The following is a 12,773-nucleotide window of genomic DNA, read 5'->3' as shown; positions in this document are numbered from 1 at the left end:
TTCGTCATGCGCGCTGTCGTGATCAGGGAATTCGGCGGGCCCGAGGTGCTGGAGGTGGCCGAGGTGCCGCTGCCCGAGCCGGGTCCCGGCCAGGTCCGGGTACGGGTCGCCGCGGCCGGGGTCAACCCCGCCGACCTCGCCGTACGGGCCGGCCATCTCGGCGCCGAGGCACTGGTGCCCGGCGGGTTCCTCGGGCTGGGCTGGGACGTCGCGGGCACCGTGGACGCGGTCGGCGCCGGGGTCTCCGGCCTTGCGACGGGCACGGCCGTCGTGGGCGCCGTGGGCGGGTTCGGGCAGCGGACCAAGGCGCACGCCGACCACGTCGTGCTGGACGCGGACGCCGTCGCCGCGGCCCCCTCGTCCGTCGACCCCGTCCACGCCGCCACCCTCCCCACCAACGCCCTCACCGCCGACCAGGCGCTGGGCCTGCTCGCCGTCCGGCCCGGCGACCGCCTGCTGGTCACCGGCGCGGCGGGCGCGGTCGGGGGCTACGCCGTCCAGCTGGCCCGGCACGCGGGGCTGCACGTCGTGGCCCTGGCCCGCCCCGCCGACGCGCCGCTGCTGCGGGAACTGGGCGCCGACGAAGCCGTGTCGTCCCTGGACGGAGTCCGGGCCGACGCCGCCCTCGACGCGGCGGCGCTCGGCTCCCCTGCCCTGGCCGCGGTACGGGACGGCGGCGCCTACGTCACCGCCCGGCCCGACGCGGTGCCCGCCGCCGAGCGCGGCGTCCGCGTCGCCGGTGTCCAGGTCCAGCCGGACGGCGGGCGCCTCGCGGAACTCGTGGCCCTGCTGGACCGGGGCGTGCTCACCACGCGGGTGGCCGACACGTACCCCCTGGCGGAGGCCGCCAAGGCCCACGCCCGTCTCGCGGAGGGCGGACTGCGGGGGAGGCTCGTGCTGGTGCCGTGACCCCGATGCCGGCGTCGGTGACCTCGGGGGTGCTTCATCGTTTCGAGTGAATGTGCGATCGGAGTGACCCGGGCGGGCGGTGGCTGCGTGAGAATCGGAGGTGTCGTCAGTCGCATGCGCGGAGCCCCTGGAGGTCCGATGAGCTCACAGCCCCACTGGGCGCCCCGGGCGGCCGCCGGCTCGTACGCGCCGGACGACCCGGAAACCGCGCTCAAGTACGCGATCCGGCACCACGGGGGGGACCGGGTGCAGATCGTCGAGGGGGTCATCGAGCAAGTGGTGCCACCTACGTGGGGGCATGAGAAGGCCGCGGCCATGATCCGTCGGCAGATCGACCCCGTCGTGCAGAAGATGGGCTGCCTCTCAGGCTCGGGAAATCTGGACCTTCCCGGCAGTGGGAACTGGTACGTGCCGGACCTGGCCGTCGTGCCGGAAGGCCTGGCGGAAGCCGACGCTCTCGTCCCCCACCAGACCCTGCTGGTGGTGGAGGTCACCTCCGAGTCCAACGGCGACACCGACCGCATCGTCAAACGCCGCCGCTACGCCGAGTACGGCGCCCCGCTGTACCTGCTCGTCGACCGGCAGGAGCGCAGCTGCACCCTGTACGCGGAGCCGGGGGAGCTCGGCTACCGGTCGGTGGACGGCCCGCACCCGTTCGGCACGCCGCTGCGGCTGCCCGAGCCTTTCGGACTGGAGCTGGACACCGCGGAGTTCTGAGGTCCAGCCCTGTGCACCGCTCGCCGCCTCACAGCCCGTCCGCCAGCAGTTCCGCGAGGTGCCGGGCCCGTACCCCGGCGAGCTGGGCGAGCTGGGTGCGGCAGGAGAAGCCGTCCGCCAGGACGGCCGTTCCGGGGCGGGCGGCGCGGACGGCGGGGAGGAGACGGTCCTCGGCGCAGGCGACGGAGACCTCGTAGTGGCCGCGCTCGAAGCCGAAGTTCCCGGCCAGGCCGCAGCAGCCGGAGGCCAGGGTGCCGCCGAGCCCGGCACGGGCGCGCAGCCGGCGTTCGGCGGCGTCACCGAGGACGGCGTGCTGGTGGCAGTGGGTCTGGCCGGTGACGGCCCGGTCGAGGCGCGGCGGCGTCCAGCCGGGCGCCGCCTCTTCCAGGACCTGCGCGAAGGTGCGCACGGAGCCCGCCAGGGCCGTGGCCTCGTCGGTGCCCAGGAGTTCGGGCAGATCGGTGCGGAGCGCCGCCGCGCAGCTCGGTTCCAGGACGACGACGGGATGCCCCTCGGCCACCACCGGAGCCATCCGCCGCACCGTGCGGCGCATCACCCGGCGGGCCCGGTCGAGCCGGCCGGTCGAGACCCAGGTCAGCCCGCAGCACACACGCCCCGGCGGCAGCACGACCCGCAACCCGGCCGCCTGGAGGACGCGTACGGCGGCGCGGCCGACCTCGGGGGAGAAGCGGTCGGTGAAGGTGTCCGGCCACAGGACCACGGTCGCCGCCTCCGCGTCCGCCCCCGTCCCCGGGGCGGGCTCCTGCCGCCGCCACCAGCGCACGAAGGACTCCTCGGCCAGCAGCGGCAGTTCCCGCTCGGGCGCGACACCCGCCGCACGCTTGGCCAGGGCCGCCAGCGGCCCCACCCGCGCCAGGGCGTTCACGGTCCCGGCGGCCGGGGCCGCCGCGCGCAGCCAGGTCGGCAGCCCGCCCATCAGGTAGTGGGAGGCGGGCCGAAGCCGCCGCCGGTAGTGGTGGTGCAGGAACTCCGCCTTGTAGGTGGCCATGTCGACGCCGACCGGGCAGTCCGTGCGGCAGCCCTTGCAGGACAGGCACAGGTCGAGGGCGTCCGCGACCTCCGGGGAGCGCCAGCCGCCGGTGACGACCTCGCCGGCGAGCATCTCGTGCAGCAGCCGGGCGCGGCCGCGGGTCGAGTGCCGCTCCTCGCGCGTCGCCCGGTACGAGGGGCACATGACGTCCGCCCCCGGACCCCCGCCCGTGTCCCGGCACTTGGCGACGCCCACGCAGCGGCGCACCGCGGCCGAGAAGTCCCCGCCGTCGTGGGGGTAGCCGAAGGCGACGTCGACCGGCCGGCGCGGCAGGACCGCGAAGCGCAGGTTCCCGTCGAGGGGACCGGGCCGTACGAGCATGCCGGGGTTGAGTCCGCCCGCCGGGTCCAGCGCGTCCTTGAACCGCCCGAAGAGGGCGACGAGTTCGTCCCCGTACATCCGGGGCAGCAGCTCCGCGCGGGCCTGCCCGTCGCCGTGCTCCCCGGACAGCGAGCCGCCGTGGGCGACGACGAGGTCCGCGACCTCCTCGGAGAAGCGCCGGAAGCGGGCCACCCCCGGCGCGCCGAGCAGGTCGAAGTCGATGCGCACGTGGATGCAGCCGTCGCCGAAGTGCCCGTACGGGGTGCCGTGCAGACCGTGCTCGCGCAGCAGCGCGCGGAAGTCGCGCAGGTAGGCGCCGAGCCGTGCCGGGGGCACCGCGCAGTCCTCCCAGCCCGGCCAGGCCTCCGCGCCCCCGGGCGTCCGGGTGGCGGTCCCGGCGGCCTCCTCGCGGATCCGCCACAGCGCGCGCTGCGCGGCGGGGTCGGTCACGACGGCCGAGCCGACCGCGTCCGCGAGCCGGCGCAGCGCCTCCGCCTCGCCGGTGCCGGGCATCTCGACGAAGAGCCACGCGCCGCCCCGGGGCAGCAGCCCGGCGGCCTCCCCGCCCACCAGGTCGGCGGCCATGCCCTCCACGGTCAGCGGGCCGTACGGCAGCAGGCCGTTGGCGGCGTCGGCGGCGGCGCCCTCGTCCGGGTAGCCGAGGACGACCAGCACACGCACCGGGGGCGCGGGCACCAGCCGGACCTCGGCCTCGGTGATCACGGCGAGCGTGCCCTCGCTGCCGGTCAGGGCTCGGGCCAGGTCCCGGCCGCGTTCGGGGAGCAGGGCGTCGAGGGCGTAGCCGGAGATGCGGCGGGGGAGCTGCTGCGGGTAGCCGGTGCGCAGCAGGGCGAGGTTGCCGTCCACCAGTTCCCGCAGGTCGGCGCGGAGCGGCCCGGCGGTGCGCAGCGGTTCGCCGCCGTAGGTGAGGCACTCCAGGGCCCGGACGTTGTCGGCCGTGGTGCCCCAGGCGACGGAGTGCGCGCCGCAGGCGTTGTTGCCGATCATCCCGCCGAGGGTGCAGCGGCTGTGGGTGGACGGATCGGGGCCGAAGGTCAGCCCGTGTGCGGCGGCGGCGCGCCGCAGGTCGTCGAGGACCACCCCCGGCTGCACGCGGGCCGTCAACGCCTCGGGGCTGAGTGACACGATCCGGTGCATGTGCCGGGTGAAGTCGAGCACGACCCCGGTGCCCGTCGCCTGCCCGGCGATCGACGTGCCGCCGCCGCGCGGTACCACCGGCACCCCGTGCGCCTGGCACACGGCGAGCGCCGCGGCCACGTCGTCGGCGTCGTGCGGGGCGACCACGGCCACCGGAACGCGCCGGTAGTTGGACGCGTCCATCGTGGTCAGCGCCCTGCTCTGCGCGTCGAAGGAGACCTCGCCCCGTACGGCCCGCTCCAGGTCGCGGCGCAGTGCGTGCCGCAGATCGTCCGCCATGTCCCTCAGCCTGCCCCGCCGCGGCGCATGTCTCACCGGATGGAACGGAGCCCCGTGACGGGGTCGTCACGCACTACGCTGCGAACGTGGCCGAGATCCAGATTCCCGCTGACATCAAGCCCGCCGACGGACGATTCGGTTCGGGCCCCTCCAAGGTGCGGCCCGAGGCGCTCAGCGCGCTCGCCGCGACCGGCACCTCGCTGATGGGCACCTCTCACCGGCAGGCGCCGGTGAAGGACCTGGTCGGCCGGGTCCGGGACGGCATCCGCGAGCTGTTCGCGCTCCCCGAGGGCTACGAGGTGGTGCTCGGCAACGGCGGCTCCACCGCCTTCTGGGACGTCGCCACCCACGGACTGGTCGAGCGCAAGTCGCAGCACCTCAGCTTCGGCGAGTTCTCCTCCAAGTTCGCCAAGGCCGCCAAGCTGGCGCCCTGGCTGGACGAGCCGACCGTGATCTCGGCCGACCCGGGCTCGCACCCCGAGGCGGCCGCCGAGGCGGGCGTGGACGTCTACGCGTTCACCCACAACGAGACCTCCACCGGTGTCGCGATGCCGCTGCGGCGCGTCGCCGGCGCCGACGAGGACGCCCTCGTCCTGGTCGACGCCACCTCCGGCGCGGGCGGCCTGCCGGTCGACATCACCGAGACCGACGTCTACTACTTCGCCCCGCAGAAGTCCTTCGCCGCCGACGGCGGGCTGTGGATCGCCGTGTTCTCCCCGGCCGCGCTGGAGCGCGCCGAGCGGATCGCCGCGTCCGGCCGCCACATCCCGGCCTTCTTCGACCTGCCGACCGCGATCGACAACTCGAAGAAGAACCAGACGTACAACACCCCGGCCCTTGCCACCCTGTTCCTGCTGAACGACCAGCTGGAGTGGATCAACGGCCAGGGCGGCCTCGACTGGGCGGTGGGCCGCACCGCCGCCTCCTCCGGCAACCTCTACGGCTGGGCCGAGGACTCCAAGCACGCCACCCCGTTCGTCACCGACCCGGCCAAGCGCTCGCAGGTCGTCGGCACGATCGACTTCAACGACGACGTCGACGCCGCGGCGATCGCCAAGGTGCTGCGCGCCAACGGCATCGTCGACACCGAGCCCTACCGCAAGCTGGGCCGCAACCAGCTGCGCGTCGCGATGTTCCCGGCCGTCGAGCCGGCGGACGTCCAGGCCCTGACCGCCTGCGTCGACTTCGTCGTCGAGCGCCTCTGATCCCCGGCCCCACCACGGGGCCACCACCGCCGGCGGGCGGGGCGACCGCCCCGCCCACCGGCGTTCCCGGGGCGCCTCAGCGCTCCCGGCGCAGCAGCCGGCGCACCCCGATCAGCAGCGCGGCGATCGCGGCCAGGGTGACGGCGCCCAGCGTGAACTGCCGGGTCGAACCGGGCCCGTCCGCGCCGGAACCGGTGGCGTCCGCCGAGGAGCTCCCCGAGGGACCGGGGGAGGAGGAGGCGTCCCGGCGGGCCGCGTCGGGCAGGTCGTCCCCGCTCAGCGGCACGCGCCAGACCTCGCTGTCCGTGCCCTCGCTGCCGTACATCAGGGCCCGGCCGTCCGGGGTGAAGGCGACCGACTCGCCCTGCCGCTGCAGCGGTACGTGCATCTGGTCGATCCGCCGTGCCGCGCCGTCGGACCAGCGGTACATCAGCGCGCCGAAGTAGCCGCGCAGCACCAGCCGGCTGCCGTCCGGGGAGAAGGCCCCGTCGGTGATCCACAGTGGGATGTCCGCGACGCGCCGGAAGACGTTGGTGCCGCTCGCGGAGAGCTTCGCAGGGCCCTCGTAGAGGCCGCCGCCGTCCTCGTTCTTGCTCGCGATGTACACCCGCCCGGTCTTCGGGTCGACCATCATCGCCTCGGCGTTGCGCGGGCCCTTGTCGTACGTGACGGTGAACTGCGTCGCGGTCACCGTCCGGTCCGCCAGCCGCTCCGGCTCCGGGAAGCGGTAGATCCACACGTGCGGCCAGGAGCCGTCGAGGTTGTCGCCGATGTCGCCGACGTACAGGGCGCCGTCCGGGCCCATCGAGATCGCCTCGACGTCGCGCGGGCTGCCCACCCCGCGCAGGGTGATCGTGGCGACGGTCTTGCCCGTCGCGGAGTCGACGGCGTAGACGTACGGGCCGTCGTCGCTGTCGTTGTGCGTCCAGTAGACGCCCTTGTGGAGGCGGCTGGCGACCAGGCCGCTCGACTCGGTGATCCGCGGGTCCGACATCGTGAAGGCCACGGACTCCCCGTCGTCGGCGGCCGCCGTGCCGACCAGGGGACCCATGACGAGGACGGAGGCCGCGGCCGCGGCGATCAGTGGGCGCATGCGCCAAGCCTGCCAGGTGGACGGCTCAGGCGAAGTCGAGGCCTCCGGTACGGCTGCGCTTCAGTTCGAAGAAGGTCGGGTGGCCGGCCAGCGCCCGCACCCCGTCGAAGAGCCGCGCCGCCTCCTCGCCGCGCGGGATCGAGGTGAGGACGGGGCCGAAGAAGGCGGCCCCGTCGATGTGCAGGGTGGGCGTGCCGACCTCCTCCCCGACCGGGTCCAGGCCCTCGTGGTGGCTCCTGCGCAGCTCCTCGTCGTACGCCGTGCCGTCGGCGGCCTCCGCCAGCTCCGGCGGCAGGCCCGCCTCCGCCAGCGCCTCGCGCAGCACCTCGCCGGAGGGCGGCCGGTCCTGCACGTGCAGCCGGGTGCCCAGCGCCGTGTACAGCTCCCGCAGCACGTGTTCCCCGTGGTGCCGCGCGGCGGCGACGCAGACCCGCACCGGGCCCCAGCCGGTGCTCAGCAGCCGCTCGTAGCGCTCGGGCAGGCCCTCGCGGCCCTCATTGAGCACGGACAGGCTCATCACCCGGAAGCGCAGGCGCAGTTCGCGTTCCCGCTCCACCTCCAGGATCCAGCGGGAGGTGATCCAGGCGAAGGGGCAGATGGGGTCGAAGTAGAAGTCCACCGAGTGCGTCATGCCCACCACCCTAGAAACGGAACGGCCCGCTCAGCAGGGCCATTCAGGGTTGCTCGCGGTGGGCCAATCCCCGGAACGGCCCTTGGGCGCGGGGCCTTCGGCAGTGACGGTCCTAACACCGCCGGACCCGAGGTCAGGGCCCTTCCGACGGGCCCGCGGGCCCTAAGATCCCCTCCATGTCCAGTGCACCCCCCGGCCCCGGCGACGGGCCCCGCAGCACGCCCGGACGCCGCATGCCCGGACGCCGCACGGCGTGGATGTTCGTCGGCGACTCCATGACCGTCGGCAGCGCGGGGGAGCACACCTGGCGCTACCGCATGTGGCAGCACCTGCGGTCGCTGGGGACGGAGGGCGAGGACTTCGAGATCGTCGGCCCGCGGACCGGGCTCCACGACCCCGCCGCCGGCGCGGCCGACTCGCAGCACTACGCCGACCCCGCCTTCCCCGTCTCCGGGCGCCGCCACCTCGCCGGCTGGGGCGAGGGCTGGCTGCACATGGCGCCGCTGATCGAGGGCGCCGTGCGGGAGCACCGTCCCGACGTGCTGCTGGTGTCGCTGGGGCTGATCGACCTCGGCTTCTACACCAACCCCGAGCAGACCGAGGCCAACGTGCGGCTGTTCGTCGCACGGGCGCGGGCCGCCAACCCCCTCGTCGCCGCGGTGCTGCTGCCCGTCATACCCAACTCGCGCTGCGACCAGGACCCCGGATTCGGCGCGCAGTGCGAGGAGTTCAACACTCGCCTGGCCAAGACCGTCGCCGACCTGGGCACCCCGGCCTCACCGCTGCTGCTGGCCTCCCGTCCGGCCGGGTACGACATCGCCCGGGACACCTACGACGGCACCCATCCCAACTCCTCCGGGGAGCACCGGCTGGCGGCCGCGTTCGCCGACGCCGCGCACCAGGCGTGGGGCCTGGGGGCGCCGTACCGACACCCCCTCAACTCCGCTTGATTCGAGCGCACTCCAACGGCTTGGCTTGTGCCCCATGGAGTACACACAGCTCGGACGCACCGGACTCAAGGTCAGCCGGCTCGTACTGGGAACGATGAACTTCGGCCCGCAGACGGACGAGGCCGACAGCCACGCCATCATGGACGCCGCGCACGACGCGGGCGTCAACTTCTTCGACACGGCCAACGTCTACGGCTGGGGCGAGAACAAGGGCCGCACCGAGGAGATCATCGGCAGCTGGTTCGCCAAGGGCGGCGGCCGCCGCGACAGGACCGTCCTGGCGACCAAGGTCTACGGCAACATGGGCACCGACGGCGCCCCCTGGCCGAACGACGACAAGCTCTCCGCGCTCAACATCCGCCGTGCCGCCGAGGCGAGCCTGAAGCGCCTGGGCACCGACCACATCGACGTCTACCAGTTCCACCACATCGACCGCGCCACGCCGTGGGAGGAGATCTGGCAGGCGATCGACGTCCTGGTGCAGCAGGGCAAGGTGCTCTACGCCGGGTCGTCCAACTTCTCCGGCTGGGGCATCGCCAAGGCCAACGAGGCCGCCGCCAGGCGCCACTCGCTCGGCCTGGTCAGCGAGCAGTGCCTGTACAACCTGGTCGAGCGCCGCGCCGAGATGGAGGTCATCCCCGCCGCGCAGGAGTACGGCCTGGGCGTCATCCCCTGGTCGCCGCTGCACGGCGGCCTGCTCGGCGGCGCGCTGCGCAAGGAGCGCGAGGGCGGCGGCGCCCGCTCCACCTCGGGCCGCAGCGCCGACTCACTGAAGGACGGCGTCCTGCGCGAGCAGGTGCAGCGGTACGAGGACGCGGTCGACAAGGCCGGCCTGCAGCCCGGTGACGTCGCCCTGGCCTGGCTGCTGGGCCGTCCCGGCATCACCGGGCCGATCGTCGGCCCGCGCACCCGGGAACAGCTGGACTCCGCGCTGCGCGCGGTCGAACTGGAGCTCCCGGCGGAACTGCTCGCCGAGCTGGACGAGATCTTCCCCGGCCCGGGCCCCTCCCCGGAGGCCTTCGCCTGGTAGGCGTCCGCGGCCCCCGCCCCGTCGTGCGCCCGGTCGCAGATTCACCCGGTCGGGCGCACGATGAGGGTATGACCACAGCCAAAGAGATCATGCACCCCGGCGCCCGTGCGATACCGGCGACCGAGACTCTCGACCGGGCCGCGCAGCTGATGCGCGAGCTCAACGTCGGCGCGCTGCCGGTCCACGACGTGAACGACCGGATGTGCGGCATCATCACCGACCGGGACATCGTCACCAAGTGCATCGCCGCCGGACGCGACCCCTCCAAGGTGACCTGCGGCGACCTGTGCGAGGGGACCCCCCGCTGGATCGACGCCGACGCCGACGTCTCCGACGTCCTGACCGAGATGGAGTCGCACCGCATCAAGCGGCTCCCGGTCGTCGAGGACAAGAAGCTGATCGGCATCATCACCGAGGCCGACCTGGCCCGCCACCTCACCGACGAACAGGTGGCGGAATTCGTCGAGAGGGTCTACGCCGGCGCCTGAGCCGGACCGGCCCCCTCCCGGGGCCCTGCGGCCGCCGGGCCGGCTAGCCGCGCACCAGCGTGCCGACGATCACCACGACCACCAGCAGGGCGAGGGCGGCGGTCATTACTCGGGTACGGGTCTTCGGGTCCACACATCGAGGTTAACGGGGCGGCCTCAGTGCCCCAGCGGGCAGGTCCGCACCGTCTCGTACCGGGGCTGCGCCCCCGGCACCCCGGGTGCCGGCGGATGGCTCCGGACCAGGGAGACCGCCGCCGCCGTCCACGGCGTCCCCGCGAACTGCGCGAGGGAGTCCGTGAAGGGCCGCAGACCCACCCTGGTGCGCCCGGCGCGCTGCCGGGCGAGCGTGAGGTGGGCGTGGAAGCGGCCGTGCTCGTCCTCGTGGTGGACGCCCGCCCGCCGGGCGGCGGCCTGCGCCGCCGCGGCCGGACGCGTCAGGTCGTCCCCGTCCAGTCCGGCCCACAGGGTGCGGTCGCCGAAGCGGCCCCCGCCGGTCAGCGAGATCCGGCAGGGCGGATGGCGCCGCGCCGCCCGCTCCAGCCGTTCGACCAGCCCGGGCAGCAGGCCCTCGTCCACCTCGCCCAGGAACGCCAGCGTCACGTGCCACCCGGCACGCTCCGTCCAGCGCAGCCCTTCCGCACCCGGCAGGGCGCGCAGCGCGTCCACGGCGCCCCCCAGCTCGGCGAGGGCGGACCTGGGGGGCACGACGGCCACGAACAGCCTCATGCCCCCAGGGTGCACCGCGGCGGACTAGCGTGCGATGTCCGCGTAGCCCTCGACCTCGCGCGGGTCCCGGGAGCCCGGGCCGACGTAGCGGGCGGAGGGGCGCACCAGGCGGCCGGTGCGCTTCTGCTCCAGGATGTGCGCGGACCAGCCCGCGGTGCGGGCGCAGCTGAACAACGAGGTGAACATGTGGGCCGGGACCTCGGCGAAGTCCAGGATGATCGCGGCCCAGAACTCCACGTTGGTCGCCAGGACGCGGTCCGGGCGGCGGGAGTGCAGCTCCTCCAGGGCGGCCTTCTCCAGCGCCTCCGCGATCTCGAAGCGGGGGGCGCCCAGCTCCCTCGCCGTGCGCCGCAGCACCCGGGCCCGCGGGTCCTCGGCACGGTAGACGCGGTGCCCGAAGCCCATCAGGCGCTCGCCCTTGTCCAGGGCCTGCTTCACGTACGCCTCGGCGTCGCCGGTCCGCTCGATCTCCTCGATCATGCCCAGCACGCGCGAGGGCGCGCCGCCGTGCAGCGGGCCCGACATGGCGCCGACCGCACCGGACAGCGCGGCGGCCACGTCCGCACCGGTGGAGGCGATCACCCGGGCGGTGAACGTGGACGCGTTCATGCCGTGCTCGGCGGCGGAGGTCCAGTAGGCGTCCACGGCCTTGACGTGCTTGGGGTCCGGCTCGCCGCGCCAGCGGATCATGAAGCGCTCGACGACCGTCTCCGCCTTGTCGATCTCGCTCTGCGGCACCATCGGCAGCCCCTGGCCACGTGCCGACTGCGCCACGTACGACAGCGCCATCACGGCCGCGCGCGCCAGGTCCTCGCGGGCCTGCTCGGCGTCGATGTCCAGCAGCGGCTTCAGTCCCCACACCGGAGCGAGCATGGCCAGCGCCGACTGGACGTCCACGCGGATGTCACCTGAGTGGACGGGGATCGGGAAGGGCTCGGCGGGCGGGAGGCCGGGGTTGAAGGCACCGTCGACCAGCAGGCCCCACACGTTCCCGAAGGAGACGTGGCCCACCAGGTCCTCGATGTCCACCCCGCGGTAGCGCAGGGCGCCGCCTTCCTTGTCGGGTTCGGCGATCTCCGTCTCGAAGGCGACGACTCCCTCGAGTCCGGGTACGAAGTCGGACATCAGGCGGCTCCTCTTGATGCGGTCGACGATCCGGTGGTGCTTGTGGCACACGGGGTGGTGCACGAGGGTCGGCACCGGGTGCCCCACACGACATCCCCCGATGCCGGAAGGGCACGGATACCCGGCCTGTAAGTCTGTCCCCTCCGGCAGGTGACGTGAAGCGTGAGGTCCGGCACATGTTGCGGCGGACTTCACGAGCGGCTTCCGGAGCACCGTGCGGCACACGGTGCCGCCGTCGTGCTGCAAGATGTGCGGGTGCAGCACAGCCACCACGACCCCGCCGCCATGCGCAAGCAGTACCGCGCCCACGGACTGACCGAGGCCGAGCTGGCCGGCGACCCGTACACGCAGTTCGCGCACTGGTTCGCCGACGCCGTCAACGCCCGCGTCGACGAGCCCAACGCCATGGTGGTCTCCACCGCGGGGGCCGACGGGCTGCCGAGCTCGCGCACGGTCCTGCTGAAGAGCTACGACCACCGCGGCTTCGTCTTCTTCACCAACTACGGCTCCAGGAAGGGCCGCGAGCTCACCGAGCGGCCCTACGCCTCACTGCTCTTCCCGTGGCACCCGGTCGCCCGCCAGGTGATCGTGGCGGGCGCCGTCGAGCGCGTCTCGCGCGAGGAGACCGGGGCGTACTTCCGCACCCGGCCGCACGGCTCGCGGATCGGGGCCTGGGCGAGCGAGCAGTCCTCGGTGGTGGGCTCGCGGGAGGAACTGGAGCACCGCTACGCGGAGCTGGCGGCCCGCTACCCCGAGGGCACGGATGTGCCCGTGCCGCCGCACTGGGGAGGCTTCCGGGTGGTCGCGCGCAGCGTGGAGTTCTGGCAGGGGCGGGAGAACCGGCTGCACGACCGTCTGGTGTACACCGCCGCGGAGGGCGGCTGGACGGTGCGGCGCCTGTCGCCCTGAGGGCCGGGGCGGGGCGGCGGCGGGAGCGGGGCGGGGCGGCGGCGGGAGCGGCAAGGATCACCGTCCGCAGACGCAGGCGACCCGCGGGCTGCTCCCCGGACGGCGAACCGTCCGGGCATCGGCCGGACGAATCCGACGAGCCCGCGGGTCGGGTGACTGCGATGGATTTGGCCCGCTACGC

At 74.2% G+C, this 12,773-nt stretch carries 12 protein-coding genes; 7 read left to right on the top strand and 5 right to left on the bottom strand.

Annotated elements, in window-relative coordinates:
* Nucleotides 1–6 precede the first annotated feature (6 nt).
* A complete protein-coding gene (locus ACFW3D_RS09155) occupies nt 7–909 on the top strand; it encodes an NADP-dependent oxidoreductase (RefSeq protein WP_500503064.1) in 903 nt (300 codons plus the stop codon).
* Nucleotides 910–1,047: 138 nt separating this feature from the next.
* Nucleotides 1,048–1,626 carry a Uma2 family endonuclease gene (locus ACFW3D_RS09150; RefSeq protein WP_500503062.1) on the top strand — a complete coding sequence of 193 codons (579 nt, stop codon included), beginning with the start codon at nt 1,048–1,050 and terminating at the stop codon, nt 1,624–1,626.
* 28 nt (nt 1,627–1,654) lie between these two features.
* Here the strand turns inward: ACFW3D_RS09150 and ACFW3D_RS09145 are convergent, their stop codons facing one another.
* Entirely contained in the window at nt 1,655–4,435 is a 2,781-nt protein-coding gene (locus ACFW3D_RS09145; RefSeq protein ID WP_500503060.1) for an FAD-binding and (Fe-S)-binding domain-containing protein, read from the bottom strand.
* 86 nt (nt 4,436–4,521) lie between these two features.
* Here ACFW3D_RS09145 and serC point away from each other — a divergent pair, with 86 nt between their 5' ends.
* Nucleotides 4,522–5,640 (top strand): phosphoserine transaminase, encoded by a 1,119-nt coding sequence (gene serC / locus ACFW3D_RS09140; RefSeq protein WP_500503058.1) that lies wholly within the window; start codon nt 4,522–4,524, stop codon nt 5,638–5,640.
* A 76-nt stretch (nt 5,641–5,716) separates the two neighbouring features.
* Here serC and ACFW3D_RS09135 read toward each other — a convergent pair whose 3' ends face one another.
* Both ACFW3D_RS09135 and ACFW3D_RS09130 read right to left on the bottom strand, forming a co-directional pair.
* Nucleotides 5,717–6,733 (bottom strand): hypothetical protein, encoded by a 1,017-nt coding sequence (locus ACFW3D_RS09135; RefSeq protein ID WP_500503056.1) that lies wholly within the window; start codon nt 6,731–6,733, stop codon nt 5,717–5,719.
* Nucleotides 6,734–6,758: 25 nt separating this feature from the next.
* The gene (locus ACFW3D_RS09130; protein WP_500503054.1) at nt 6,759–7,364 is read right to left on the bottom strand and encodes a mycothiol-dependent nitroreductase Rv2466c family protein; all 606 of its coding nucleotides are present in this window, start codon (nt 7,362–7,364) and stop codon (nt 6,759–6,761) included.
* A 257-nt stretch (nt 7,365–7,621) separates the two neighbouring features.
* Here ACFW3D_RS09130 and ACFW3D_RS09125 point away from each other — a divergent pair, with 257 nt between their 5' ends.
* The 3 genes from ACFW3D_RS09125 (at nt 7,622) to ACFW3D_RS09115 (ending at nt 9,832) form a co-directional block, all read left to right on the top strand.
* Nucleotides 7,622–8,314, top strand: a complete 693-nt coding sequence (locus ACFW3D_RS09125) for a GDSL-type esterase/lipase family protein (RefSeq protein WP_500503233.1) — start codon at nt 7,622–7,624, stop codon at nt 8,312–8,314.
* Between the two features lie 34 nt (nt 8,315–8,348).
* Complete coding sequence (locus ACFW3D_RS09120) at nt 8,349–9,344, top strand: aldo/keto reductase (protein ID WP_500503052.1); 996 nt, start codon at nt 8,349–8,351, stop codon at nt 9,342–9,344.
* A 68-nt stretch (nt 9,345–9,412) separates the two neighbouring features.
* Nucleotides 9,413–9,832, top strand: a complete 420-nt coding sequence (locus tag ACFW3D_RS09115; RefSeq protein WP_326575072.1) for a CBS domain-containing protein — start codon at nt 9,413–9,415, stop codon at nt 9,830–9,832.
* 156 nt (nt 9,833–9,988) lie between these two features.
* Here the strand turns inward: ACFW3D_RS09115 and thpR are convergent, their stop codons facing one another.
* Nucleotides 9,989–10,558, bottom strand: a complete 570-nt coding sequence (gene thpR, locus ACFW3D_RS09110) for an RNA 2',3'-cyclic phosphodiesterase (RefSeq protein ID WP_500503050.1) — start codon at nt 10,556–10,558, stop codon at nt 9,989–9,991.
* A 24-nt stretch (nt 10,559–10,582) separates the two neighbouring features.
* A complete protein-coding gene (locus tag ACFW3D_RS09105; RefSeq protein ID WP_500503048.1) occupies nt 10,583–11,683 on the bottom strand; it encodes a citrate synthase 2 in 1,101 nt (366 codons plus the stop codon).
* A gap of 285 nt (nt 11,684–11,968) precedes the next feature.
* Between ACFW3D_RS09105 and pdxH the strand changes: the two genes are divergently transcribed.
* Nucleotides 11,969–12,592 carry a pyridoxamine 5'-phosphate oxidase gene (gene pdxH / locus ACFW3D_RS09100; protein WP_500503231.1) on the top strand — a complete coding sequence of 208 codons (624 nt, stop codon included), beginning with the start codon at nt 11,969–11,971 and terminating at the stop codon, nt 12,590–12,592.
* Nucleotides 12,593–12,773: the final 181 nt, after the last annotated feature.

Origin of the sequence: Streptomyces sp. NPDC058864 (assembly GCF_042742985.1) — a bacterium.
Classification (GTDB): Bacteria; Actinomycetota; Actinomycetes; order Streptomycetales; family Streptomycetaceae; genus Actinacidiphila.
This window is presented reverse-complemented; position numbering and strand designations above follow the sequence as displayed.

Coding starts and splice junctions, on each gene's coding strand:
- ACFW3D_RS09155 (WP_500503064.1), top strand. CDS start 7: ATGCGCGCTGTCGTGATCAGGGAATTCGGCGGGCCCGAGGTGCTGGAG.
- ACFW3D_RS09150 (WP_500503062.1), top strand. CDS start 1,048: ATGAGCTCACAGCCCCACTGGGCGCCCCGGGCGGCCGCCGGCTCGTAC.
- ACFW3D_RS09145 (WP_500503060.1), bottom strand. CDS start 4,435: ATGGCGGACGATCTGCGGCACGCACTGCGCCGCGACCTGGAGCGGGCC.
- ACFW3D_RS09135 (WP_500503056.1), bottom strand. CDS start 6,733: ATGCGCCCACTGATCGCCGCGGCCGCGGCCTCCGTCCTCGTCATGGGT.
- ACFW3D_RS09130 (WP_500503054.1), bottom strand. CDS start 7,364: ATGACGCACTCGGTGGACTTCTACTTCGACCCCATCTGCCCCTTCGCC.
- ACFW3D_RS09125 (WP_500503233.1), top strand. CDS start 7,622: ATGTTCGTCGGCGACTCCATGACCGTCGGCAGCGCGGGGGAGCACACC.
- ACFW3D_RS09120 (WP_500503052.1), top strand. CDS start 8,349: ATGGAGTACACACAGCTCGGACGCACCGGACTCAAGGTCAGCCGGCTC.
- ACFW3D_RS09115 (WP_326575072.1), top strand. CDS start 9,413: ATGACCACAGCCAAAGAGATCATGCACCCCGGCGCCCGTGCGATACCG.
- thpR (WP_500503050.1), bottom strand. CDS start 10,558: ATGAGGCTGTTCGTGGCCGTCGTGCCCCCCAGGTCCGCCCTCGCCGAG.
- ACFW3D_RS09105 (WP_500503048.1), bottom strand. CDS start 11,683: ATGTCCGACTTCGTACCCGGACTCGAGGGAGTCGTCGCCTTCGAGACG.
- pdxH (WP_500503231.1), top strand. CDS start 11,969: ATGCGCAAGCAGTACCGCGCCCACGGACTGACCGAGGCCGAGCTGGCC.